Raw genomic sequence first — 24,572 nt, forward strand, 5'->3', positions numbered from 1 at the left:
TACTCAAACAAATTCGGATAAGCGGCTAAGTTAAAAATACCGAGATCTTATAGTCCTCGTCATTGAACTGAAATTTTGCCCGATTGTAAATGGATCGCATACATGCGAGGTATAAAGATACGGCCCTGGTCTTGGATGAGCTATTGCCTGTTTTGGCTCGCAACCTGTTTGAGCCTCGCTGCGACGGTTCCTGCTTGATGAATGTCATAAAATCATTGACCGTATGTGAGGTTATTCGCATGATATCGTATGATTCTGCATGAATGAATCGCTGAAAGGCATTGAGAGCTGATATGTAAATTCCACGGGTCCCAGGTTTCATCGTCTCTGCCTGTTCTCTCCAGAATTTGCAAAAGTCCAAGCGGAAATCGCCTCCGCCCTGCAACTTCAGTTTGAGGTAATGGACAAGCTCGTCAATAGTCATGCCGTTGATTTTATAGCCTGACTCTCGGGTGATTCTTCGGCATTCATGACAGAGATCCTCACAAAGATCGACAAGTTCATCATCCGTGATCTGAAGATCCGGGGAGAGATTTTCCTCCTCGACGTAAAAGGGAGTGCTTATTTTTCGGGTCTGGCAATTATGCGTAATCCGTAATTTCACATTGTACGTCCCATCCTTCCGTAAATGATTCCTGAAGACACAAACCTTGAAAGTTGCCATTGTTTAATTTTTTTGGACAATTTTTGGACAATTTTTTGGCTCAAAAACAATCATTTTTTGGCCTTTTTTGAGGAATGTACCAGCCGGAGTGGAAAGAATACACAAAAAAGACACCCATAGCGAATTGTTCAAATCGCTATAAATGAAGTAGATAGAAGCGAGGATTCCTATTGTGATTCCGTTGGGATTCGAACCCAAGACCCACAGCTTAGAAGGCTGTTGCTCTATCCAACTGAGCTACGGAACCGACGCTCGCATCGTCGTCGCGGCGCGATGCAGGTGCAAAAGTACGAAATTTCGGGGCTTCTGCAAACTTAATCGTCCGATTTTCCGCTTTTCGGGACGCGGTTTCGGTCTGCGGACTTTTCGTCTGCGGATTCCGCCGGGGGCCGGCGGCGGAAAATCCGGTTCGCACAACTGCTTTCCGAGGCGGCTATCGCAGCACATAGGGGACCTCGGAAAGGAGGACCTTCCTTTCGTTCTTGCGGAACTCCCGGGCCTTGTGGTACAGCATGGACTCGAGCGCGCTCCGGGAAAGTGCCTGGTTCGTGCACGGGCCGATGACGAAGTGCCGGATGACCTTCAGCGGCAACTCGATCTCGTAGTAGGGGAGGATCAGCCCGTTCCGTTCGCGGAACTGTTTGGGCAGGTCGGGCCGGTCGTCGAAGACCAGTCTCCACTCCCGTTCGGCGGCATAATAGCGGTTCTTGACATGGCTGTACTTGTCGTGCAGGAAGTCGTAGTCGGCATAGCATACCGAACAGCCTCCGTCCTCCCGCGGGCGGATCGCTTCGTAGGCCCGCGCCATGTCCTCGTCGGAGAACATCTCCGCGAACTCCCCGCCGGTCCTGTAAGCCATTTTCAGGAAATGGCAGTAGGGGTATTCCGCCGCCGCCCGCGCGAACTCCTCCGTGTCGAATCCGATCGCTACGCCCTGGCCGTTGTTGCCGTACGCGACCCACATCGGCAGCGAGTCGGCGTGTTCGGAGAGCGAGAAGGCGTAGAAGGTCTGCCGGTTCAGGTTCAGTGCGGTGAATGCGAACGGCATGTATCCGGATTTGTCCGGAAGATCGTGTGCGGACTGGTAACGCAGGAATGCCTCGTGGAGGCATTTCCGGAAGAAGACCCCCTCCAGCGGATCGTTCATGTAGTCGGCGCAGGATACCCATATCCGGAAACGGTAGTCCGGGGTCTGTCCGTCCCCGCGGTCGGTCACGCCGTTGAGCATGTTGCAGAGGGCGTTCATCGTCGTGTAGTGGTAGAGCACCTCCGGTCTTTCGGTATTCATGGCGGCTTTCTTTTTGGGGTGTTGTCCGGCGTGTCAGCGTACGAATTCCGTTTCGCAGCGGGTCGTGTTGCCGCAGGCGTCGGTCACGCTCAGGCGCACCGTGTGGCGGCTGCGGGCGGGCGGCGTGTCGAAGAAGTGCACGAGCGTTCCCTTGATCGGGAACCGGTCGCAGGGAACCCACTGTCCGTCGATTTCGAGCGACCAGGCCGCGATGCCCGAGAAGTTGTCCCCGGCGCCGAACCGCAGCCCTTCGGCCCGCGAAAGGTCGGCGCCCCGTTCGAAGAGGGGCCGGACACGGGGCGGCAGCGTGTCCGCCACGACGACGAAGTCGCCCGTCGAGCGGGTCGCGGCGCGCACGATGCCGTTGTTGCATCTCCCGCCGGCGGGCGAGAGCCGTCCGTGGCGGTTGCGGACCGCCAGCAGCGTGCGCAGTTGCAGCGGCCGCGGGATGTCGGTGCGGATCTCCGCGGTCGCGGCCAGCCGCAGCGGCGTGGTGCAATCCAGGAACCGGTAGGCGGGCGAGAGGACGACGACGCCTTCCGGGGCTTCGGGGGCCGTGCGGATCTCCGGGCGGACGAAGAGCGGTTCGTAGAGCGCCCCGGCCGGAACGGTGACGTGCGCCGTGCGGCCGATGCGGAGCGTCGAGGTGCGTTCGGGCCGGAGCGCCGTGGCTGCCGGGTCGGCCTTCGCGCGGAAGGTGTCGGCGCGGCCCCGGATGTCGAACTCCAGCGCCGAGCGGTTGCCGCAGTCGTCTTCGGCCTCGATGTGGACGCGGCGCACCTCTCCCGGCGCGGTACGCACGATGCCGCGCTCCTCGGCCACGGGGTAGAAGCATGCCGGCGAGCGCTCCATCCGCGCCAGCCGGATCGCCTCGTTGCGCGAACCGAGCTGCATGGGGTAGCAGCTCACGGCGTCGCAGCAGCGCGAGAGGTCGTGCGTGAAGCCGTCCATGCGGTATTCGAAGCGGGGTTCGCCGTCCACCGCGAGCGAGACGCGCCAGACGCCGAACGTATTGTGCACGCCGTTGCGGCGGTCGGTGACCTCGGCCACGAAGTACCCCTTGCGGCCCGTGCCGACGGGCTCTTCGCGCGTCAGGCGGTAGCGGCCTTCGGCTTCGCGCACCACGGCGTAGCTGACCGGACGGCGGTGTACGGGAATCCCGTCCAGCGTATCGACCTCGATGTAGTGCAGGCGCATGATCCGGGGCGGGAGGTCGTCCTCGGGGCGGATCACCCCTTCGCGCACGACGTTGCGGAGCCGTTGCGTCGGCGTGTCGCGCAGTTCGAAGTGGAGGTGCGGGCCCATCGACGAGCCGCTGTTGCCCGAAAATCCGATCGTGTCGCCCTGCCGGACGGGCCACTCCGCGGCGTCGAACCGGAGGTCCGCGCCGTTCGAACGGTTGCGGTAGCGCTCTTCGTGCACGCGTTTTTCGATGTCGTCGCGGAACCGTTGCAGGTGGCCGTACACGGCCGTCGTGCCGTTGTCGAGCGTCAGGTAGATCGCCCGTCCGTAGCCTCCCGCGGCCAGCGAGACGCGCGACACGTAGCCGTCGGCCACGGCCACGAGGGGCTTGCCTTCCACGCCGTCGGTCTTGATGTCGATGCCCGCGTGGAAATGCGCGGGGCGCAGTTCGCCGAAATTGGCGGCGTAGAGCCGCGACACGTCCAGCACGGGATAGACGTAGTCGGCGGGGTCGAGCCGCTGGCCGTAGGCGGCCGCGGCGAGGACGGTGGCGAGAAGCGGGATCAGAAATCGTCGCATGGTTCCGTGTTTTTGGTCATCTCCGAGGCGGCGTCGAGCACCGCTTCGTATTCGTATCCGAGCGAGAGGCCGTATCGGACGAGTTTGGCCTTCAGCTCGCAGGGCGTCGCATGCCGCACCGTGCGGGCCTTGCGTTCGAGCTGGCGTCTCAGCCGGCCGGCCGTGTCGCCGCGGTCGGCCTCCGCCAGTGCGGCGTCGATCCGCTCCCGTGCGATGCCCTTGCGTTGCAGGGCCGCGCGGATCTTGTATTCGCCCCAGCCGCTCAGGCGGAATTTTTCGCGGACGAAGGCCTCGGCATAGCGGGCGTCGTCGATGAAGCGGTCGCTCACGAGGCGCGCGAGCACGCGCTGCGCGTCGCTCTCCGCCAGTCCCCAGCCGCGCATCAGGCGCAGGGCGTCGCTTTCGGACTTCTCGGCCCGGGCGCAGAGGCGCGTCAGCGCGGCATACGCCTCCTCCGGGGTTTTGGTGCGCCGCGGCGGCCGTTCGCCGCGGACGGGGCTTTCCTTTACGTCAGCCGGCTGCATATCATGCGGGGTTTGCCGTTGAGGTCTTCGCGCAGCTCGACGGCGGAGTATCCCTCCTGCCGGAGCATTTGCGCCGTCTCCTCCGCGGCGTGTTCGTAGATTTCGAAATAGAGCCTGCCGCCCGGAAGCAGCAACCTCCGTCCGGCGCGGGCTATGGCGCGGTAGAAGAGGATGCGGTCGTCGTCCGGCACGAAGAGCGCCATGCCCGGTTCGTGGTCGCGGACGTTGGGGTGCATCGCCGCACGGTCGCTTTCGGGCACGTAGGGCGGGTTCGAGACGATCGCGTCGAACCGCTCGGGAAAGGCGTCGGCCAGTCCGTGCAGCGCATCGGCGCGGCGCAGCGTGACGCGGGCCCCGAGCCGGCGGGCGTTTTCGGCGGCCACGGCGAGCGCCTCGTCCGAGAGGTCGGCGGCGAACAGCTCCGCGCTGGGCAGCCCGAGCGCCAGCGAGACGGCGATGCAGCCGCTGCCCGTTCCGATGTCGAGCAGGCGCCGCGACCGGACCTCGCCGCGCAGCACCCATGCCACCAGCTCCTCGGTCTCCGGACGCGGGATCAGCACTCCCGGGCGCACGACGAACGGGCGGCCGCAGAACCCGGCCTCTCCGAGCACGTATTGCAGAGGCTCCCCCGCGGCGAGCCGCTCGGCGGCGGCTTCGAGCCGCTCGGCGGCGGGCAGCTCCGCGCCGGGGTCGGTGAGCAGCGCCGTCGTCGTGAGGCCCGAAATTCCCGCCGCGGCCGCGAGCGCGATGCTGCGCGCTTCGCGCGGATCGTAGAGGGGGACGAGCCGTGCGGCGAGGCGTCCGATGGCTTCGCGGCGTGTCATGCGCGGCAGCGGAGAAGCAGGTCCTCGAGGGCGATGGCGACGGCCGCCTCGACGACCACCGCCGCACGCAGGGCGATGCAGACGTCGTGTCGTCCGCGGATTTCGAGCGGCTCCATGCGGTCCGTCGCGAGGTTGTAGGTCATCTGTTCGCGGGCGATGCTCGCCGTGGGTTTCACGGCGGCCCGCACGACGAGCGGATTGCCGTTCGTGAGGCCGCCGACGATGCCTCCGGCGTGGTTCGTCGCCGTGAGTCCCGAGGCGTCCACGATCGGGTCGTTGTGCTCCGAGCCGCGCATCCGCGCCGCGGCGAATCCGCTGCCGAACTCCACCCCCTTGACTGCGGGGACCGAGAACAGCAGGTGGGCGATGAGGCTCTCCGTCGAGTCGAAGAAGGGTTCGCCCACGGCGGGCATCACCCCTTCGGCGCGGCACTCCACGATGCCGCCCACCGAATCCTTCGCGGCGGCCGTCTCGCGCAGGAGGTCGTCGAAGCGCGCCGGGTCGGTGCAGCCGCCGATCTCGACGATTTGCGTCGAGAAGCGGACGCGCTCCCCGAGCATCTTCTTGGCCACGACGCCCGCGGCCACCAGCCCCAGCGTGATGCGCCCCGAGAAGTGGCCTCCGCCGCGCGGGTCGTTGAACCCGCCGAACTTGCGGACGGCCGTCAGGTCGGCGTGCGAGGGGCGGTAGTGGGTCTTCAGGGCGGCGTAGTCCTGCGAACGGGTGTCGGCGTTCGTGAATTCGACGGTCAGCGGCGCCCCCGTCGTGTACCCTTCATAGACGCCCGAGACGATCTGCGGCGCATCGGCCTCGCGGCGGGGCGTCGTGCCGGGCGCGCCGCTGCGCCGCCGGGCCAGGTCTTCGGCGAAATCCGCCTCCGAGAGGGGAATGCCGGGACTTACGCCGTCGATCGTGACGCCGATCTGCGGGCCGTGCGATTCGCCCCATACGGCGAGCCGGAAATTGGTTCCGAATTGATTCATGGAATTTCGGTTGTTCGTTTATCGTTGCCGCAGCCGGCTTCGTGCCGGTACGGTTTCGGCCGCTGTCGGCCGGGGATCAGATGCGGACCCGCTCCAGGTCTCCGAAGAAGTCCGGGTAGCTCTTGGCCACGCTCTCGGCCCCTTCGATCTCCACCTCTCCGTCCGAGCGCAGCGCCGCGACGGCCAGCGACATGGCCATCCGGTGGTCGCCGTAGCTGCGGACCCGCGCGCTGCGGATCGCGCCGCCGCGGATCCGCATGACGTCCTCCTCCGAGGTGTCCACTTCGATTCCGAGCTTGGCGTACTCGTCGCGGATCGCCTCCGCACGGTTGCACTCCTTGTACTCCAGCCGCGACGTGCCGTGGATCGTGCTCACCCCTTCGGCCGCCGCCGCCAGCGCCGCGAGGGCGGGGAAGAGGTCGGGACAGTGGGTGGCGTCGAACTCGAAGGCGTGCAGGGGGCGGTGAGCCGCCGTGACGGCCTGCCCTTCGTGGATGACGGCGGCTCCGGCGCGTGCGAGGGCCGTGCAGACGGCCGTGTCGGCCTGCTTCGAGAGCATCGAGACGTTCCTTACGGTGATCTCTCCGGCCGTGGCGCCCATCACCAGCAGCATCGCCGCGGCGCTCCAGTCGCCTTCGATGGCGAAATCCGCCGGCTCGTAGCGTTGCCCGCCGGGGATGTAGAACTCCTCGTAGTCGCGCTGGCTGATCTCTACGCCGAAGCGTGCGGCCGTCGCCAGCGTCATATCTAAATAAGGTGTCGAGACGGCCCGCCGGACGTAGAGCGTCGTGTCCCGCTCCGCCCGGGGCAGCGCGAGCAGCAGCCCCGTGATGAACTGCGACGAGACCGAGCCGTCCACCGCGACCTCGCCGCCGCGGATCGGACCGCGCACCCGCAGGGGCAGCCGCCCGCCGGTGTCCGCGATCTCGACGCCCAGCGCCCGCAGCGGGGCGGTCATCATGTGCATCGGGCGGCTTAAAAGCGTCCCTTCGCCTTCGATGGTGACGGGCATGTCGCAAAGCGCCGCAATGGGGGTGAAGAGCCGTGTCGAGAGCCCCGACTCTCCGACGCGGAGAATGCTGCCCCGCGGACGGAGACCGCCGCGGATCGTCACCGTCCCTCCGTCCGCGCCGCGGACGGAGGCGCCGAGCGTTTCGATGCAGCGCAGGGCCGCACGGGTGTCGTCGCAGTATTCGAGGTTGCGCAGGCACGACTCCCCTTCGGTGAGCAGCGCCGCCGCCAGGGCACGCTGTGCATAGCTTTTCGAGCAGGGCGGCGTCAGCGTGCCTTTGACGCGGCCCTGCGGAACCGTCTTGTCCATAAGATTATCCGTTTTTCCGCGGTGCCGCGCCCGTTCCGGGCTTTTCGTCCGCTTCCGCCGGAGCGTTCCCGGCGCCGGTGCCGGCCGGAACCGACTGCTCTCCCCGCGCCGTCCGGGTGTCGGAGGCGGCCTGCGCCTGCAACTCCTGTCCCTTGCGGTTTTTCATCTCCTGCGTCAGTTGGTGGCTTTTCTTCAGCTCGAAGTGCTGTCCCAGGTAAACCTTGCGCACCATCGGGTCGGCGGCCAGTTCCTCGGCCGTGCCGGTCTTGAGTATCTTGCCCTCGTAGAGCAGGTAGGTGCGGTCGGTGATCGCCAGCGTCTCGTCCACGTTGTGGTCGGTGATGATGACGCCGATGTTCTTGTGCTTGAGCGTCGCCACGATCGACTGAATGTCCTCCACGGCGATCGGGTCCACGCCCGCGAACGGCTCGTCGAGCAGGATGAAGGCCGGGTTGATGGCCACCGCCCGCGCGATCTCCGTGCGCCGCCGCTCGCCGCCCGAGAGCTGGATGCCGAGGCTCTTGCGCACCTTCTGGAGGCGGAACTCCTCGATGAGCGCCTCGACGCGCTCCCGCTGGTACTCCTTCGAAAAGTCGGTCATCTCGAGTACGGCCCGGATGTTGTCCTCGACCGACAGGCGGCGGAAAACCGAAGCCTCCTGGGCCAGATAGCCCACGCCCAGTTGCGCGCGGCGATAGACGGGCAGCCCGGTCAGCTCGGTGATCTGCTTTTCGTCGTTCTCGAGGAAGATGCGCCCGTCGTTGGGCTTGATAAGCCCCACGATCATGTAGAAGGTCGTGGTCTTGCCGGCGCCGTTGGGTCCCAGCAAGCCGACGATTTCGCCCTGATTGACGTCGATCGAGACGTGATTGACGACCGTACGGGCCTTGTATTTCTTGACGAGTTCGCTGGTGTATAGGCGCATGGCGTGTTTTCGATAAATTTTTCACAAAGTTATGTTTTTTTCCGAAATCTTTTTTATCTTTACAATGAATTTTCTAATCTTAACGGAGCAATAGCGTCGAAATGGAACAATACGATTCGGCCTCCTTGCACGGCAAACTGAAAGAGTATTTCGGCTTTTCGTCGTTCAAGGGGAATCAGGAGGCGGTCATCCGCAATGTACTGGAGGGGAAGGATACGTTCGTGCTCATGCCCACGGGCGGGGGCAAGTCGTTGTGTTACCAGCTCCCTGCGTTGCTCATGGACGGGGTGGCCATCGTCATCTCGCCGCTGATCGCCCTGATGAAGAACCAGGTGGATGCCATGCGCACCTTCTCGGCCGAGTCGGGCATCGCCCATTTCCTCAATTCGTCGCTCAACAAGACGGCCGTCACGCAGGTACGCTCGGACGTGCTGGCGGGCAAGACCAAGCTGCTCTACTTCGCTCCCGAATCGCTCACCAAGGAGGACAACGTGGCGTTCCTGCGCAAGATACGGATTTCGTTCTACGCCATCGACGAGGCGCACTGCATCTCGGAGTGGGGCCACGACTTCCGCCCGGAGTACCGCCGTATCCGGCCGATCATCAACGAGATCGGTCCGGCGCCGCTGATCGCCCTGACGGCCACGGCCACCCCCAAGGTGCAGCTCGACATCCAGAAGAACCTGGGCATGTCCGACGCCGCGGTTTTCAAGTCGTCGTTCAACCGTCCGAACCTCTACTACGAGATCCGGCCCAAACACGACGTGGACCGCGAGATCATCCGCTTCATCAAGCAGAACGAGGGCAAGAGCGGCATCATCTACTGCCTGAGCCGCAAGAAGGTCGAGGAGCTCACGGAACTGCTCGTGGCCAACGGCATCCGCGCGCTGGCCTACCACGCCGGCATGGACGCCGCGACGCGCGCCGCCAACCAGGACGCCTTCCTCATGGAGCGCGTCGAGGTGATCGTCGCCACGATCGCTTTCGGCATGGGCATCGACAAGCCCGACGTGCGCTACGTCATCCACTACGACATTCCCAAGTCGCTCGAGGGCTACTACCAGGAGACGGGGCGTGCGGGCCGCGACGGCGGCGAAGGACACTGCCTGACCTTTTACAGCTACAAGGACATTCAGAAGCTCGAGAAGTTCATGCAGGGCAAGCCCGTCGCCGAGCAGGAGATCGGGAAGCTGCTGCTGCTCGAGACGGTCTCCTACGCCGAGAGTTCGATGTGCCGCCGCAAGACGCTGCTGCACTATTTCGGCGAGGAGTACACCGAGGAGAACTGCGGCAACTGCGACAACTGCCGCCATCCCAAGCCCAGGATCGACGCCCGGGCTGCGCTCCGCATGGCCCTCGAGGCGCTGCGCGACCTCGGCGACAAGTTCAAGACGGACTACCTGATCAACGTGCTGGTGGGCAAGAATACGGCCCTCATCAAGAGCTACGGGCACAACAAGTCGAAGTGGTTCGGCGCGGGGGCCGAACACGACGCGCGGTTCTGGGGCGCGGTGCTGCGGCAGGCGCTCATCATGGGACTGGTGGACAAGAATATCGAGAATTACGGCCTGATTTCGATCAACAAGCGGGGCGAGGACTATGTGGCCATGCCCTATCCGGTCACCGTGACCCTCGACCACGACTACGACGAGGAGGAGAAGGAGGCCGAGGCCGTGGCTCCGGTGGGGCGCGGCGGCGCGGCCGACGAGGAGCTCTTCTCGATGCTCAAGGACCTGCGCAAGAAGGTCGCCAAGCAGCACGGGCTGCCGCCTTTCGTCATTTTCCAGGACCCGTCGCTCGAGGATATGGCCGTGCAGTATCCCGTGACGATCGAGGAGATGCAGAACATCACGGGCGTCGGCGTGGGCAAGGCCCGCAAGTTCGGCGCGGAGTTCGTCAAGCTCATCAAGGCCTACGTCGAGGAGAAGGAGATCATCCGGCCGCAGGACATGGTCGTCAAGTCGGTGGCCAGCAAGTCGGGCAACAAGATTTTCATCATCCAGTCGATCGACCGCAAGATGGACTTCGAGGACATCGCCCGGGCTAAGGACCTCGATTTCGACGAGCTGCTCACGGAGATCGAAGGCATCGTCAATTCGGGTACGAAACTCGATATTTCGTACTACCTGAAGGATTTCATGGACGAGGACAAGGTGGAAGACATTTACCTCTACTTCAAGGAGGACGCCGAGAGCGATTCGCTCGACGCGGCCATCGGGGAGCTGGGGTCGGACTATACCGAGGAGGAGATCCGTCTGGTGCGGATCAAATTCATCTGCGAGCAGGGCAACTGATCCGGCGCAGCGCCGGCGCGGCAGCCTCGGGGAGTGGAGAAGGACAACCTGGAACCTTAAAAATAGATGCCTATGAACAAGAAGACTTTTACGTTGGCCGTATTGTTTTTCTGTGTGACGCTGGTGTGGTTCGGTGTCAATGTCTATTGGGACTGCGTGCGGAGGGTGGACGTGTACAACACGCTGCTTTCGCTGCTGTTCGTCGTCTTCGGGGCCGCCATGGTCTGGAACGAAGCGAAGAAGAAACGGCGCAGACACGTCGCCGAGGCGGACAAATACAGGATACCTTAATTTTTACCGTGTTATGAAACTCAATCTGATGCAGGTCGTGCGCCTGGTGTTGATGGTGTTGGCCGTCGCGGGGATAATCTATGCGCTGGAGTACGTGCCGCACGGGATCGCCGTGTGGTTCTGGGTCGCGCTTCTCGGCGTCGGATTCGTCGGACTGCTCTACACGTTCCGCCTGACGCAGCGGCGGCTGCGCCGGGAGCAGCGCGAGGAGGAGCTGCGCGAGAAGCGCCGCCTCCGCCGTTCGAAGCGATGACCGGGCGTCTCCGGTCTCTTTCTTGTCTCCGGGCCGCTTTTCGGCGCGTGCTGTTGCGCTTCCCTGCGGGAATTGCTATCTTTGCGGCACTATGACGGAAGTAAGAGCCAAGAAGGCGTTGGGACAGCATTTCCTGACGGACCTCAATATCGCACGCAAGATCTGCGACGCCCTGTCGGGCGGTGCGATCCGCCTGCATCCGGCCGCTCCGGGGACCGGAGTTCCGGATGCGGCGTTTTCGGAAACGGCCGCTCCGGGGCCGGCGGCTTCGGAGCATGCCGTACCGTGTGCCGGGGCGGCCGGGGCGGATGTTTCGGCCGCAGACACGGCTGCGGAGGCGTGCGACGTGCTCGAGGTGGGGTGCGGTATGGGAGTGCTGACGCAGTTTCTGCTGCGCCGCACGGACCTTGTGACCTGGGGCGCGGAGATCGACGCCGAAAGCGTCGCTTATCTTCATGCGCACTACCCGGAGTTCGCCCCGCGGCTTATCGAGGGCGATTTTCTGAAGATGGACCTGCGTGCGCGTTTTCCCCGCGGGCTGCGGATCATCGGCAACTTCCCCTACAACATTTCGTCGCAGATCTTCTTCAGGGTGCTCGAGTACCGCGACCTGGTTCCCGAGTGCGTCGGCATGGTCCAGCGGGAGGTCGCCGTACGGATCGCCGAGGGGCCCGGATCGAAGGAGTACGGCATCCTCTCGGTGCTTCTGCAGGCGTGGTACGACATCGAATACCTCTTCACCGTCAGCGAGACGGTGTTCAGCCCGCCCCCGAAGGTCAAGAGCGCCGTCATCCGCCTGCGCCGCAACGCCACGCGGCGTCTCGCGTGCGACGAGGCGCTGTTCGTCCGCGTCGTGAAGGCCGCCTTCGGCCAGCGGCGCAAGATGATCCGCAATGCGCTCCGGGCGGCTTTCGGGGATTTCGGCGGCGCCGAACATCCGTTCTTCACCCGCCGTGCCGAGCAGCTTTCGGTCGCCGATTTCGTCGCCCTGACGAACTGGGTCGCCGAACACCGCGCCTGACGGAATGCGCCGGGCTTCCTGTGTCCGGACTTCCTGCGCCCGGACCGTCCTGTGCCGGTCGTTTTATGCCTGCCGCGGATCCGCCGCGCCGGCCACCGCCGTCACCAGCTCCTCGCGGGCGAGGTAGCGTTGTGCGAGGCGTTGCACGTCGGCGGGCGTCATGGCGCGGATGCGGCGGATGTTCTCGCCGATCGAGGCGTTGTCCGTGCCGCAGAGGATGTTTTCGATCGTCACGTCCGCAATGCCGAACGGTCCGTCGAGTATGCGCATCATCTCGCCCGTCATCATGTTCTTCACGATCTCCAGCTCCTCGGCGGGCATCGGCTCCGTGCGCAGCCGTTCGATCTCGTCGTAGATCGCTTGCAGGGCCGCGCGCGTCACGTCGGTTCCGACCTGCGTGGCCACGGCGAAGTAGCCTTCGCGTTCGAAATTGACCATCGCGGCCACCACGCCGTAGGTGTATCCGTGCTCCTCGCGCAGGTTCCGCATCAGCCGCGAGCCGAAGTAGCCGCCCAGCGCCGTGGCCACGACCTGCATCCCCAGGAAATCGGGGTGCTGGCGCGGAAAGAGCAGCCGTCCGATCCGCAGCGACGACTGCACGGCGCCGGGGTGTCCGACGAACGCTTCGTGTTCGGTGACCGGGGCGGGAAACGCTGCCGGGACCGTATCTCCGCCGTGCGGAATCCGTTCGGCCAGGGCCGCTACGGCCTGCCGCTCCCGCTCGCCGATCCGGCCGCTGCATACCACGAAGCAGTTCTCCGCCGTATAGCGGCGGCGGTGGAACTCCACCACGTCGGCGCGCGTCAGACGGTCGTACTCCGCCTCGTCGTACGACGTGCCGTAGGGGTGCTGCGGCCCGAACAGGGCCCGGGCGAAGGCTTCGCGCGCCTCGACGTCCACCTTCGTGCGGTCGATGGCCAGCCGCTGCTTCCGCTTGGCGCAGTAGGTGCGTAGCTCCTCCTCGGGAAAGGCGGGGCGCAGCAGGATGTGTTCGGCCACGGCGAGCGTCTCGGCGAAGAATTTCGAGAGGGTGGCGAAATTGACGTAGGCGTAGTCGCGGTCGATGTTCACGTCGTACCACGAGCCGTAGTAGTCCAGCCGTTCGGCGATCTCGGCGGCCGTCATCTCCGGCGACCCCTCCGCGAGCAGGTTCGCGGTGGCCGAGGCCGAGAAGGGCGTGCGCTGCACGGCCGATCCGGCGCGGAATACGAACGAGATGCGCAGCACCTCGAAATCCTCCGAGGCGAGCGTGTAGAGGCGGATGCCGTTTCCGAGGAGGGTCTCCGCCGCTGCGGGAACCTCGACTTCGGAGTGCGTTATGCGGGGTTGTCGTGTCATTTGCGCGCTTTGTAGATGAGTGTGGAGGCGTTTTCGGGCCGGAGCGTGCTGCGGCAGAAAGCGCGGATGTCCTCGTCCGAGACGGCGCGGTAACGCGCCACCTCGCCGTTGATGAGCGGCAGGTCGCCCAGCATTTCGTAGAAGCCGAGGTTCATGGCCTTGTTCATCACGTTCAACTCGCCGAACAGCGTGTTCGCCTCGAATTTGTTCTTGACCTTTTCGGTCTCGTACTGCGATATGGGGTCGGTTCGGAGCGCCTCGATCTCCTCGCGGAAGGCCGCTTCGGCCGCTTCGGGAGCCACGCCCGGCAGCAACTGTCCCGTGAAGACGAACAGCCCCGGGTCCAGGTCTCCCGTCACGTAGGCATTGACGCTCGAAAGCAGCCGCCGTTCCTTGACCAGGTGGCGGTACAGCCGCCCGGAGTCGCCGCCCGACAGGAGGTCCGAAACCAGGTCGGCCGTATAGAAGTCGGGCGAGGTGCGCGTCCCCATGCGGTAGGCCACGGTGACCGTCGTGGCCGGCACGTCGCGTTCTACCTCCTCGCGCCGCGGGGCCTCCTGCGGCGGCTCCTGCGGAATCGGTGCGGCGGGGCGGGGCGTGTCCGGCAGCCCTCCGAACCATTTTTCGGCCAGCTCCAGCATCCGCTCCTCCTCCATGTCCGCCGAGATCGACAGGATGGCGTTCGACGGGTGGTAGTGGGTGCGGTAGAACTCCCCGACGTCGTCCGGCGATGCGGAGGCGATGTGCTCCGTCGTCAGTCCGATGGCCGCCCAGCGGTAGGGATGTACCTTGTAGGCCAGCGCGCGCAGAAGCATCGTCTGGTCGCCGTACGGCTGGTTGAGGTAGCGCTGGCGGAACTCCTCGATGACCACCTTCTTCTCGGCGGCGAGCTTCTCGGGGGTGATCTCCAGCCCTTCCATGCGGTCGCTTTCGAGCCAGAGTGCCGTTTCGAGATTGTCCTTCGGGAGCGTGATGTAGAAGTCCGTGTAGTCGTTGTTCGTGAAGGCGTTGTTGTCGCCCGAGGCCATCTGCACCGGCAGGTCGAAGTTCGGCACTTCGCGCGTGCCGCGGAACATGAGGTGCTCGAACAGGTGGGCGAATCCCGTGCGTGCGGGGTTTTCGTTGCGCGCCCCGACCTTGTAGAGGATGTTCACCGCGGCGAGCTTCGAGGCCCGGTCGCGGTTCACCGCCACGGTCAGGCCGTTGGCGAGTGTCGTTCGTTCGTATGCGATCATACGGCAAAGATAGTGCAAGGAGCGTGCAATGTCAAATTTATTTCCGCAGCCGTCGTCGGGGACCCTTCGTTCCCCACGGTTCCGTCCGGGGGAGGGAGTTCGTGCGGAGTTTCCGGAGAAATGTCCGGTCGGGGCGGCCGGGCTTCCGGGCCTCCGGGGGAGCCTGCGTTCGGACCGTGATGCGGCCGTCCCTGCGTCTCCGGGTCTTTCGCGTCCCGCCGCGCCGTGTCCCGCCGCACTTTTTGTGCCGCGCCGTCCTGCCGTACTGCCGTACTCCGCCGTGTCCCGCCGCACCCTGCCGCACCTTGCTGTGCCGCACCTTCCTTTGCCGCATTCCGCCGCGCCGCGCGGGAGCGTTGCGGGTAATCCGCTGTCGGAAAGTCCCTTTTCGCAACCCCGTGATTCTATGCGTGTTTCTGTTATCCGAATAACAATGCGGCTGTTATTCGGATAACACCCGAAAACGTGTTTTTTTACAATTTTTCGGACGGAAACCGGGCTGTTTTTTGCGCCGAATTTTTTATCTTTGCAGCGCTGTCCCGCAGGACAGCGGCCGGAAGGCCGTCATAACACACGAATATTATCTAAAACTCGGAAAAATGGCAGAAAAGAAATTCATCACGTGTGATGGAAACTACGCTGCGGCTCATGTGGCTTACATGTTCTCGGAGGTTGCGGCGATCTATCCCATCACGCCGTCATCGACGATGGCCGAACTCGTGGACGAGTGGGCCGCGCAGGGGCGCAGGAATATCTTCGGCGAGACCGTGAAGGTCGTCGAGATGCAGTCGGAGGCGGGCGCCGCGGGCGCCGTGCACGGTTCGCTGCAGAGCGGCGCCCTGACCTCGACGTTCACCGCGTCGCAGGGTCTGCTGCTGATGATCCCCAATATGTACAAGATTTCGGGCGAGCTGCTGCCGGGCGTCTTCCACGTTTCGGCCCGCGCGCTGGCCGCGCAGTCGCTGTCGATCTTCGGCGACCATCAGGACGTGATGGCCACCCGGCAGACGGGCTTCGCCATGCTGGCCACCTCGTCCGTGCAGGAGGTGATGGACCTGGCGGGCGTCGCGCACCTCGTGGCGCTGAAGGCCCGCGTGCCTTTCCTGCACTTCTTCGACGGATTCCGCACCTCGCACGAGATTCAGAAGATCGAGCTGATCGACGAGGCGTCGCTCACGGCGCTGCTCGACCGCGATGCGCTGAAGGCCTTCCGTGCCCGGGCGCTCAACCCCGAGCACCCCGTCACGCGCGGTACGGCGCAGAACCCCGACATCTATTTCCAGACGCGCGAGGCGGCCAACAAGTTCTACGACGCCGTGCCCGACATGGTGGCCGACACCATGCGCGAGATCTCGAAGATCACGGGCCGCGACTACAAACCTTTCGTCTATTACGGCCATCCCGAGGCCGAACACATCGTCGTGGCCATGGGCTCGGTGACGGAGACCGTCAAGGAGACGATCGACTACCTGTCGAAGCAGGGCCGCAAGGTGGGTCTGGTGACCGTACACCTCTACCGTCCCTTCTCGGAGAAATATTTCTTCGACGTGCTGCCCGCGAGCGTCAAACGAGTCTGCGTGCTCGACCGCACGAAGGAGCCGGGAGCCGAGGGCGAGCCGCTCTACCTCGACGTGAAGTCCATGTTCTACGGCAAGAAGCTCCAGCCGATGATCGTCGGCGGCCGCTACGGCCTCTCGTCGAAGGACACCACGCCGGCCCAGATTCTGGCCGTCTTCGAGAACCTGGCCGCGGAGGCTCCGAAGGAGCACTTCACGGTGGGCATCACCGACGACGTGACGAACCTCTCGCTCCCGGTGGGCGAGGAGATTTCGCTCGCCAAGCCCGGCACGTTCGAGGCGCTGTTCTTCGGTCTGGGCGCCGACGGCACGGTGGGCGCCAACAAGAACTCGATCAAGATCATCGGCGGTTCGACGAACAAGTACTGCCAGGCCTACTTCTCCTACGACTCGAAGAAGTCGGGCGGCTATACCTCGTCGCACCTGCGTTTCGGCGACCTGCCCATCACGTCGCCCTATCTGGTGACCACGCCCGACTTCGTGGCCTGCCACGTGCCGTCGTACGTGGACAAGTACGACGTGCTGAAGGGCCTGAAGCCCGGCGGCTCGTTCCTGCTCAACTCGGTGCATGACCCCGAGACCACCTGCGCCACGCTGCCCGACCACATGAAGGCTTACCTTGCCAAGAACAGGATCAACTTCTACGTCATCAACGCCACGAAGATCGCCGCCGAGCTGGGGCTGGGTTCGCGCACGAATACGATCATGCAGTCGGCCTTCTTCAAGATTGCGAACGTCATTCCGTTCGAGAAGGCCGTCGAGGAGATGAAGCACGCCATCCTGAAGTCCTACGGCAAGAAGGGCGAGGACATCGTGAACATGAACTACGCGGCCGTGGATGCCGGCGGCAGCGCCGTGGTGAAGGTCGAGGTTCCGGCCGAGTGGGCCGCGATCGAGGACAAGGGCTTCGAGCACGTCTCGAACGCCTCGTATCCCGAGTTCGTCCGCCGGATCGTCGAGCCGATCAACGGCCTGAAGGGCGACCGGCTGCCCGTCTCGGCCTTCGACGGCCGCGAGGACGGCACGTGGGACAACGGCACGGCCGCCTACGAGAAGCGCGGTATCGCCGTGAACGTTCCCGAGTGGCAGATCGCCAACTGTATTCAGTGCAACCAGTGCGCCTATGTCTGCCCGCACGCCGTGATCCGTCCGTTCCTCGCCACGGAGGAGGAGGCCGCCGCTTCGGGCGTGGAGTGGAAGCAGGGCCTGGGCGAGACGAAGGAGTACAAGTTCCGCATCCAGATTTCGCCGCTCGACTGTACGGGCTGCGGCAACTGCGTGGACGTCTGCCCCGCCAAGCAGAAGGCGCTCGTCATGCGTCCGCTCGAGGAGCAGCTCCCGCAGCAGAAGAACTGGGACTACATCACCGGGAACATCGGCTACAAGCAGGTCGTCGATAAGACCAAATCGGTGAAGAACCTGCAATTCGCGCAGCCGCTGTTCGAGTTCTCGGGAGCCTGCGCCGGCTGCGGCGAGACGCCCTACATCAAGGCCATCACGCAGCTGTTCGGCGACAAGATGATGGTCGCCAACGCCACGGGCTGCACCTCGATCTATTCGGGTTCGGCTCCCTCGACGCCCTACTGCACCAACGAGAAGGGGCAGGGGCCGGCCTGGGCCAACTCGCTCTTCGAGGATAACGCCGAGTTCGGTCTGGGTATGCACATCGGTATCGAGAAGCTCCGCGACCGGATCCAGGAGACGATGGAGGCCGCCATCGCCTCGTGCGACAAGTGCTCCGAGGAGTTGAAGGGCGTGATGCGCGAGTGGATCGGGAACCGCGGTTCGTCGGCCCGTTCGGCCGAGGTCACGGCACGCCTGCTTCCGATGCTGGAGGCCTGCGGCTGCGACTACTGCCGGAAGATTCTCGAGCACAAGGACTGGCTCGTGAAGAAGTCGCAGTGGATCATCGGCGGCGACGGCTGGGGCTACGACATCGGCTACGGCGGCGTGGACCACGTGCTGGCGTCGGGTCAGGACGTGAATATCCTGGTGATCGACACCGAGGTTTACTCCAACACCGGCGGACAGTCGTCGAAGGCCACTCCCGTGGGCGCCGTGGCGAAGTTCGCTTCGAGCGGCAAGCGCATCCGCAAGAAGGACCTCGGCGCGATGGCCATGACCTACGGCTATGTCTATGTGGCGCAGGTTTCGATCGGCGCTTCGCAGCAGCAGCTCTTCAACGTGCTCAAGGAGGCCGAGGCCTACCCGGGTCCGTCGCTGGTGATCGCCTATGCGCCGTGTATCAACCACGGCATCAAGGGCGGCATGACGCGCACGCAGACCGTGGGCAAGGAGGCCGTGGCCTGCGGCTACTGGCATCTGTGGCACTACAATCCGCAGCTCGAGGAGGAGGGCAAGAATCCCTTCGTGCTCGACTCGAAGGAGCCGGACTGGACGAAGTTCCGCGAGTTCCTGATGAAGGAGGTGCGCTACACGTCGTTGCAGAAATCCTTCCCGGCCGAGGCCGACGAGTTGTTCGCCGCTGCCGAGGAGAACGCCAAGTGGCGTTACAACGGCTATGTGCGCCGTGCGAAGATGGAGTACTGATCCCGTATATAAAAATAGGTGCGAAGGGCCGCGGCTTGTCTGCCGCGGCCCTTCCGTGTTTTTTTTCGTGATGAAAAACGGTGCGTTCGTGGGGGAATGCCCCGGGTCCGATGAATTAATTTGTTTCATTCTGCGGAAAGGGATATTTTTGTCCGGAATTGAATGGAAAACACTTTAATAAGATCGTTATGAAAAACCTGTTTACGAAATTCTCGCTGATCGCCGCTCTCTGTGCGATAGCCGTGTCGTCCGTGTCGTGCGACGACGATAACAAGAAAAATACGCCGCCGCCTTTCTCCTCGGAGCTTATCGGCAGCTATAAGCCGGCCTCCGTATCCCGGCCGACCGCCGCCGATCCCGAAGAGATGCAGGAGTACTACCTGACTTTCGACGTTACATGGACCGATCCCGACAACATTCCGGGAATAGACCTGACGGAGATTTTCGGTTTTCCTTATCAGATGCCGATGAATACGGTGCTGAGCATGGTCGAGGCCATAGGATCGGGTATCGTGAAGGGCGGCCTGATCGGCGTGGAGCTGAACAACGACGGTTCGTTCGGTGCGCAGTACAAGGATCTGATCGTCGAGGGAACGGACGTTTCGGCCATTTTGGGCGCTTTGTTGGAACCGAAGTTCGGTGAGGAGGTGAAGTCGTTCCCGAACGCCGAGACCTCGGAGATTCTGCCCGAGGGTGCGATCGGCTACTACACGAAGGACAGCAAGCTCTATTTCAAGATCGGCCGTGACTTTCTGAAGGCCGCGGGCGGAGCCGACCTCGACGTTCCCGCATTGATCGACGGACTGCTGACGCAGTATCCCTCGCTGGGTATCGTATCGGCCGATGATTATTACGCCATTCCGCTGAAATATGTTCAGGAGAACGGTGTGGTCAAGGTTTATGTGGACCGTGCCATGATGGTTCCGTTCCTCGACGTATTCTCCTCGCTGCTCGGTTCGCTCGATTCGTCGGTGACGATGGGCATCGACGCTGGCAAGATCATCAAGGATCTCAAGGACAATACGACCGAAATGGAGATCGCGCTGCGGCTTCAGAAGATCTGACGCTCTTTCGGGCATGCAAGTTGCGGGCCGGCCTTATAAGGCGGCCCGCTTTTTTGCGGATGCGGGAATCTTTGCGTATATTTGCGATTCCGTCTGCGGCCGGGGCTTCCCGGCGGACCCGTCGGTTGAAATGACTCTTTAAAAACAATAAAGCATGAAAAAGATTTTTACGGCTGCCGTTCTGTTTGCAGCCATGACGGCTTGCTGCGGAGGCGCGCAGACCGCACTCGAAGGCACGACCTGGAAACTCGCGGAGATGGAGGGAATCCCCGCCGAAGCGATCAATGCCGGGGCGGATGCCTTCACGCTGAAATTCGATGCCGCCGACACGCTCGTTTCGGGACGCACCAACTGCAACCGCTTCTTCGGCAAGTACGAGAAGCAGGACGGCAAGCTGGAGTTCGGCAATCTGGGCATGACCCGGATGGCCTGCCCCGACATGCAGTACGAGGATGCTTTCGTCAGGATGCTCGACGAAGTGGATCGCTACGAGATCGTGGGTTCGGAGCTGAAGCTCTACGACGACAAGACGCTGCTGGCCGGGTTCCGTGCCGCGGCTCCCGAGGCTTCCGCCGAAGCGGAGCGGAAATAGACACGGTGCGGGCTGTCCCGCATCTTCGTGCGACAGGTCCGGCTGCATTCCGCAGCCGGACTTTTTGCGTCTGTTTTGCGATACTCCCCGGCAGCCGGATTTTCCGTGCCTGTCGTTCCGGCAGCCTGTCGCTCCGGTAACCCCTCGCTCCGGCTGCCTGTCGCTCCGGAGGCCGGGTCCTGCCCCGGCAGTTCCGGTTGCCCCGGCCTTTTCCCCGACCGCCTTTATGGCCGTCGTTGCCGCCTGTTTCCGGGTTTCGGACCTTTCATCTGCCGGTCCGGACCTCTTCGGTGCTGCCGCGCGAAAATCTCTGCTACCGCCGTCCCTGTCTCTTCCAGCCTCCGCCGGACAGGGGCCGATAGCAGGGGAGACCTGCCGCGTTCGTTTCCGGTCGTTCCTGCGATGAAAAAGAAAAATCGGTCCCCGGCGAACCGGAGACCGATGATTTCGTTTTCCTTTCCGGAGGCAGACCTTATCACCCCCCCCCGAACTTTTGCAGTGCCGCTGGCTTACTCGCTCAGCGGAGTTACGCTCACGTAGGATTTGCCCTCGCTCTTCTTGCAGAACTCCACGGTTCCGTCCACGAGTGCGAACAGCGTGTGATCCTTGCCCATGCCTACGTTCTCGCCGGCGTTATGAACCGTGCCGCGCTGACGGACGATGATGTTGCCCGCCTTTGCGAACTGGCCGCCGAACAATTTGATGCCGAGTCGCTTGCTTTCCGACTCGCGGCCGTTCTTCGAACTACCTACACCTTTCTTGTGTGCCATGTTACTTTCGTTTTTAAAGGTTTATGCAACAATTTCCTCCACGAGAATCTGCGTCAGGTACTGGCGATGGCCGTTGCACTTCTGGTAGCCCGTGCGGCGCTTCTTCTTGAAGACCAGAACCTTGTCATCCTTCAGATGTTTCAGGATCTTGCATTTCACTGCGGCGCCTTCTACTACAGGTGCGCCGACCTTGACCTGACCGTCGTTGTCTGCGAGCAGGACTTTGTCGAAACTTACGGACGAATTCTCTTCGCCCTGAAGACGGTGAACATAAAGTTTCCGACCTTTTTCAGCTTTGAATTGCTGACCTGCGATCTCTACTATAACGTACATTAAATTCGAGTGTTATGTGTTGAAACATAATTCGGAGTGCAAATATACGGCTTTTTGCGGGATATGCAAAACGTTGTGCGGAATTTTTTCGCACCGCGGCGTTCCGGCACGGTTTTCGACGCGCGGAGGGAGCCTCCGCTTCCGCCCTCGTTCGTCCCCGGGTCGGGGATCGTGTCCGAAAGCGGAACGGCGCAAAATATGTGCGCCGCATCCTTCGTTATATGATAAATTGTTGTTACCTTTACCATGGCAATGCAAACTTCGGATTCCCAAAAACGCGCTACGATGATTGACGACAAGGTGAGAATGTATCTGCTGCCGCCCCTGTTCAATGCGGCCGTGAGAGCCGGAGCCTCGATCATGCAAGTCTATAAGAACCTCGACGACTACGACATAAGCCTCAAGGACGACCGCACGCCGATCACGGTGGCCGACCGGCTGGCTCACCGGACCATCCGCGAGTACCTCGGGCCGACGCGCATTCCGATCCTTTCGGAGGAGGGGCGCGAGATGCGCTACGAGGAGCGCTGCAACTGGGAGCTTTACTGGCTGGTGGACCCGCTGGACGGGACGGTGGAGTTCATCAAGGGCAACAACGAGTTCACGGTCAATATCGCCCTGATGGAGAACAACGTCTGCATCGGAGCGGTGGTCTATGTGCCCTATTTCGGGAAGATGTATGTCGCGGGGCGGAATGCCGGCTCCTTTCTCAAGGAGGGCGTCGCTCCGGATGCCGGCGCCTCCTACACCTACGACGAGATCGTCTGCGGCTGGACCCGGCTGCCGCTGCCCCGGGAGGGGCGTCACGACCACCTGCGGGTGGCCGTTTCGCGTTCGCACCAGACATCCGAGACGCACGAGCATATCGAACGCCTGCGGGCGCGGCATCCCGATCTGGAGGTCGTCGAGCAGGGCAGTTCCTATAAATTCTGCATGCTGGCCGAGGGGAGCGTGGACTACTACGTGCGTACGACCCGCACCTACGAGTGGGATACGGCCGCCGGGGAGCTCATTCTCGCGGAGGCCGGCGGGACGACCCGTTCGCTGCCCGGGGATGCGGAGCTGCGGTACAACGAGGCGGACCTGCACAACCCCTGGTTCGTCTGCCGGTCGAAATACTGCGAATTGTAGGATTCCTGTCGTTCCCGGAGCCCGATTTTTTCCGGAACGGCCTTTTTCCGGGCCTCCGGGGCGGGGCGCCGGGGAGGCTATTTGTGCTCGATGTCGCAGGCCCCGCAGTTGCCCGAGCAGCCGGACAGCGGGGAGGCGTCGGAGCAGGCGGCCGTGCCGTCCTCCTCGCGCGTCTCCTGGACGGCGCATTTGATTCCGAGCCGCTGCATGTTCTTGTTGGTCGAGATTTCCGAGTCGATGTGATGGCCTTTTATCATCAGCGTCAGCGACATGCCGAGGACGAACAGACCGACGGCCGCCACGGCGCATAGCAGAAGGATCAACCAGGAGGGCATACGTTTCGTTTTTTAATTTTCCCGCGATTTGCGGTTTCCGGGACAAATGTATATATTTGTGAGTTAAATTGCAAAAATGCGGCCGTCGTTTCCCGCTCCGCGTTCGCCGGTGTCCCGGCGTGCGGCGGGGGAGGCTCCGGCGGCGAACCACGGACCATGAAGATCGTAATTGCGGGAGCCGGCGAGATGGGCAGCCATCTGGCCCGGATGTTGAGCGGCAACGGCCACGATATCACCATTATCGACGCCGACCAGAAACTGCTGGCCGAGGTGGGCAGTCTGGCCGACGTGCTCACCGTCGAGGGCGACTCGACGACCTTCGCGGTGCTGCGGCGCGCTGCGGTGCGCAGGTGCGACCTTTTCATCGCCGTCAATCACGAGGAGACGGACAATATCGTGGCGGCGACGCTGGCCAAGCGGCTCGGGGCGAAGAAGTCCATCGCCCGCATCGACAACAACGAGTACCTCGAACCGGACAACAAGGAGCTGTTCATCGACATGGGCATCGACTACCTGTTCTATCCCGAGAAGGTCGCGGCGCGCGAGGTGATCAACCTGCTGGGCCATACCTCGACCACCGAGTACGTCGATTTCTCGAGCGGCAAGCTCTCGCTGGCTGTCTTCCGCCTCGAACCGGCTTCGCCGCTCGTGGGCGAGGCGCTGTCGGGGTTCGGCGAGGGGCAGGAGGCGCTGAGCTACCGCACCGTGGCCATCACGCGCGGCGGCGAGACGATCATTCCGCGTCTGGGCGAACGCTACCTGGAGGGCGACGTGATCTACGTCATCGCGCGGCAGGACGCCGTGCACGACGTGATGGAGCTCTCCGGTCGGTCGAATATCGACGTGCGCAACATGATGATCCTCGGCGGCTCGCGCATCGGCATCCGCATCGCCACGGAGTTGCAGGACGAGATCAACATCAAACTGGTGGACTACAACGCCGAGAAGGCCTACCGGCTGGCCGAGACGCTCGACAAGACGCTCATCATCAACGAGGACGGCCGCAATACGGAGGCGATGATGGAGGAAGGGCTTTCGAACATGGACGCCTTCGTGGCCGTGACGGGCCGCAGCGAGACGAACATCCTGGCGGCGATGCTTGCCAAGCGCATGGGCGTGAAGAAGGTGATCGCCGAGGTCGAGAACCTCAATTACATCAATCTGGCCGAGTCGATCGGCATCGACACGATCATCAACAAGAAGCTGGTCACGGCGTCGAATATTTTCCGTTTCACCATGTCTACCGACGTGCAGGCGATCAAGTGCCTCACGGGCAGCGACGCCGAGGTGCTGGAGTTCATCGTCAAGCCCAACTCCCCGGCCACGAAGGCCCCGATCAAGGACCTCGGGCTGCCCGAGGACGCGATCATCGGCGGCATCGTGCGCGGCGACAAGGTTTTCATCGCCGTGGACGACACGCAGATTTCGGCTTACGACCGGGTCGTGCTCTTCGCCATGCCTGCGTCGGTGGGGAAGGTGGGGTATTATTTTAACTGAC

General features: G+C 63.1%; 21 protein-coding genes, 1 tRNA gene and 1 pseudogene. 9 read left to right on the forward strand and 14 right to left on the reverse strand.

The features are described from left to right. Positions 1 to 25 precede the first annotated feature (25 nt). The 9 genes and pseudogenes from KB554_RS06805 to lptB form a co-directional block, all read right to left on the reverse strand. Entirely contained in the window at positions 26 to 664 is a 639-nt protein-coding gene (locus tag KB554_RS06805) for an Arm DNA-binding domain-containing protein (protein ID WP_211035322.1), read from the reverse strand. Positions 665 to 837: 173 nt separating this feature from the next. Further along, positions 838 to 911, reverse strand: a tRNA-Arg gene (locus KB554_RS06810). A gap of 186 nt (positions 912 to 1,097) precedes the next feature. Next, positions 1,098 to 1,952: a DUF2971 domain-containing protein gene (locus KB554_RS06815; protein ID WP_141427801.1), complete on the reverse strand. Its 855-nt coding sequence runs from the start codon at positions 1,950 to 1,952 to the stop codon at positions 1,098 to 1,100. A gap of 33 nt (positions 1,953 to 1,985) precedes the next feature. Beyond that, on the reverse strand, positions 1,986 to 3,713 hold the full coding sequence (locus tag KB554_RS06820; protein ID WP_211035323.1) for a M23 family metallopeptidase: 1,728 nt from the start codon (positions 3,711 to 3,713) through the stop codon (positions 1,986 to 1,988). Next, on the reverse strand, positions 3,698 to 4,237 hold the full coding sequence (locus KB554_RS06825; protein WP_211035324.1) for a regulatory protein RecX: 540 nt from the start codon (positions 4,235 to 4,237) through the stop codon (positions 3,698 to 3,700). The genes KB554_RS06820 and KB554_RS06825 overlap by 16 nt, the downstream gene beginning before the upstream one ends. Continuing rightward, positions 4,219 to 5,061, reverse strand: a complete 843-nt coding sequence (gene prmC, locus KB554_RS06830; RefSeq protein ID WP_211035325.1) for a peptide chain release factor N(5)-glutamine methyltransferase — start codon at positions 5,059 to 5,061, stop codon at positions 4,219 to 4,221. The genes KB554_RS06825 and prmC overlap by 19 nt, the downstream gene beginning before the upstream one ends. Beyond that, on the reverse strand, positions 5,058 to 6,044 hold the full coding sequence (locus KB554_RS06835) for a chorismate synthase (RefSeq protein WP_211035326.1): 987 nt from the start codon (positions 6,042 to 6,044) through the stop codon (positions 5,058 to 5,060). Before KB554_RS06835 ends, prmC begins: the two co-directional genes overlap by 4 nt. 76 nt (positions 6,045 to 6,120) lie before the next feature. Further along, positions 6,121 to 7,365, reverse strand: a complete 1,245-nt coding sequence (gene aroA / locus KB554_RS06840; RefSeq protein WP_211035327.1) for a 3-phosphoshikimate 1-carboxyvinyltransferase — start codon at positions 7,363 to 7,365, stop codon at positions 6,121 to 6,123. A gap of 142 nt (positions 7,366 to 7,507) precedes the next feature. Continuing rightward, positions 7,508 to 8,290: pseudogene (lptB, locus tag KB554_RS06845) on the reverse strand (LPS export ABC transporter ATP-binding protein); the annotation flags it as partial. A 101-nt stretch (positions 8,291 to 8,391) separates the two neighbouring features. Here lptB and recQ point away from each other — a divergent pair. From recQ to rsmA, 4 genes are all read left to right on the forward strand, one after another. After that, on the forward strand, positions 8,392 to 10,584 hold the full coding sequence (recQ, locus tag KB554_RS06850) for a DNA helicase RecQ (protein ID WP_141427795.1): 2,193 nt from the start codon (positions 8,392 to 8,394) through the stop codon (positions 10,582 to 10,584). A 72-nt stretch (positions 10,585 to 10,656) separates the two neighbouring features. Continuing rightward, positions 10,657 to 10,875 (forward strand): DUF1003 domain-containing protein, encoded by a 219-nt coding sequence (locus tag KB554_RS06855; protein ID WP_141427794.1) that lies wholly within the window; start codon positions 10,657 to 10,659, stop codon positions 10,873 to 10,875. 13 nt (positions 10,876 to 10,888) lie between these two features. Then, positions 10,889 to 11,128 carry a hypothetical protein gene (locus KB554_RS06860; RefSeq protein ID WP_141427793.1) on the forward strand — a complete coding sequence of 80 codons (240 nt, stop codon included), beginning with the start codon at positions 10,889 to 10,891 and terminating at the stop codon, positions 11,126 to 11,128. A gap of 91 nt (positions 11,129 to 11,219) precedes the next feature. Further along, entirely contained in the window at positions 11,220 to 12,149 is a 930-nt protein-coding gene (gene rsmA, locus KB554_RS06865) for a 16S rRNA (adenine(1518)-N(6)/adenine(1519)-N(6))-dimethyltransferase RsmA (RefSeq protein WP_211035328.1), read from the forward strand. Positions 12,150 to 12,212: 63 nt separating this feature from the next. On the opposite strand, the gene KB554_RS06870 is transcribed toward rsmA, so the two are convergent. Both KB554_RS06870 and KB554_RS06875 read right to left on the reverse strand, forming a co-directional pair. Continuing rightward, positions 12,213 to 13,487, reverse strand: coding sequence for a pitrilysin family protein (locus tag KB554_RS06870; protein ID WP_211035330.1), 1,275 nt, complete (start codon positions 13,485 to 13,487; stop codon positions 12,213 to 12,215). After that, positions 13,484 to 14,722: a pitrilysin family protein gene (locus KB554_RS06875; RefSeq protein WP_141427790.1), complete on the reverse strand. Its 1,239-nt coding sequence runs from the start codon at positions 14,720 to 14,722 to the stop codon at positions 13,484 to 13,486. Before KB554_RS06875 ends, KB554_RS06870 begins: the two co-directional genes overlap by 4 nt. A 599-nt stretch (positions 14,723 to 15,321) precedes the next feature. Here KB554_RS06875 and nifJ point away from each other — a divergent pair. The 3 genes from nifJ (at position 15,322) to KB554_RS06890 (ending at position 20,505) form a co-directional block, all read left to right on the forward strand. Then, the gene (gene nifJ / locus KB554_RS06880; protein ID WP_141427789.1) at positions 15,322 to 18,849 is read left to right on the forward strand and encodes a pyruvate:ferredoxin (flavodoxin) oxidoreductase; all 3,528 of its coding nucleotides are present in this window, start codon (positions 15,322 to 15,324) and stop codon (positions 18,847 to 18,849) included. Between the two features lie 188 nt (positions 18,850 to 19,037). Then, positions 19,038 to 19,913 (forward strand): hypothetical protein, encoded by an 876-nt coding sequence (locus KB554_RS06885; RefSeq protein WP_211035332.1) that lies wholly within the window; start codon positions 19,038 to 19,040, stop codon positions 19,911 to 19,913. A gap of 154 nt (positions 19,914 to 20,067) precedes the next feature. Further along, positions 20,068 to 20,505, forward strand: a complete 438-nt coding sequence (locus KB554_RS06890) for an META domain-containing protein (protein WP_211035333.1) — start codon at positions 20,068 to 20,070, stop codon at positions 20,503 to 20,505. 509 nt (positions 20,506 to 21,014) lie between these two features. On the opposite strand, the gene rpmA is transcribed toward KB554_RS06890, so the two are convergent. Together rpmA and rplU are read right to left on the reverse strand one after the other, a co-directional pair. Continuing rightward, a complete protein-coding gene (gene rpmA / locus KB554_RS06895; protein WP_141427786.1) occupies positions 21,015 to 21,275 on the reverse strand; it encodes a 50S ribosomal protein L27 in 261 nt (86 codons plus the stop codon). A gap of 21 nt (positions 21,276 to 21,296) precedes the next feature. After that, the gene (gene rplU, locus KB554_RS06900; RefSeq protein WP_141427785.1) at positions 21,297 to 21,608 is read right to left on the reverse strand and encodes a 50S ribosomal protein L21; all 312 of its coding nucleotides are present in this window, start codon (positions 21,606 to 21,608) and stop codon (positions 21,297 to 21,299) included. Between the two features lie 285 nt (positions 21,609 to 21,893). Here rplU and KB554_RS06905 point away from each other — a divergent pair, with 285 nt between their 5' ends. Next, entirely contained in the window at positions 21,894 to 22,739 is an 846-nt protein-coding gene (locus KB554_RS06905; RefSeq protein WP_141427784.1) for an inositol monophosphatase family protein, read from the forward strand. Between the two features lie 77 nt (positions 22,740 to 22,816). Here KB554_RS06905 and KB554_RS06910 read toward each other — a convergent pair whose 3' ends face one another. Continuing rightward, a complete protein-coding gene (locus KB554_RS06910) occupies positions 22,817 to 23,074 on the reverse strand; it encodes a hypothetical protein (protein WP_141427783.1) in 258 nt (85 codons plus the stop codon). Positions 23,075 to 23,230: 156 nt separating this feature from the next. Here KB554_RS06910 and trkA point away from each other — a divergent pair, with 156 nt between their 5' ends. Further along, complete coding sequence (gene trkA, locus KB554_RS06915) at positions 23,231 to 24,571, forward strand: Trk system potassium transporter TrkA (protein WP_141427782.1); 1,341 nt, start codon at positions 23,231 to 23,233, stop codon at positions 24,569 to 24,571. Position 24,572 lies beyond the last annotated feature (1 nt).

The organism is Alistipes sp. Marseille-P2263, assembly GCF_018101075.1.
In the GTDB taxonomy this organism is placed as follows: domain Bacteria; phylum Bacteroidota; class Bacteroidia; order Bacteroidales; family Rikenellaceae; genus Alistipes; species Alistipes dispar.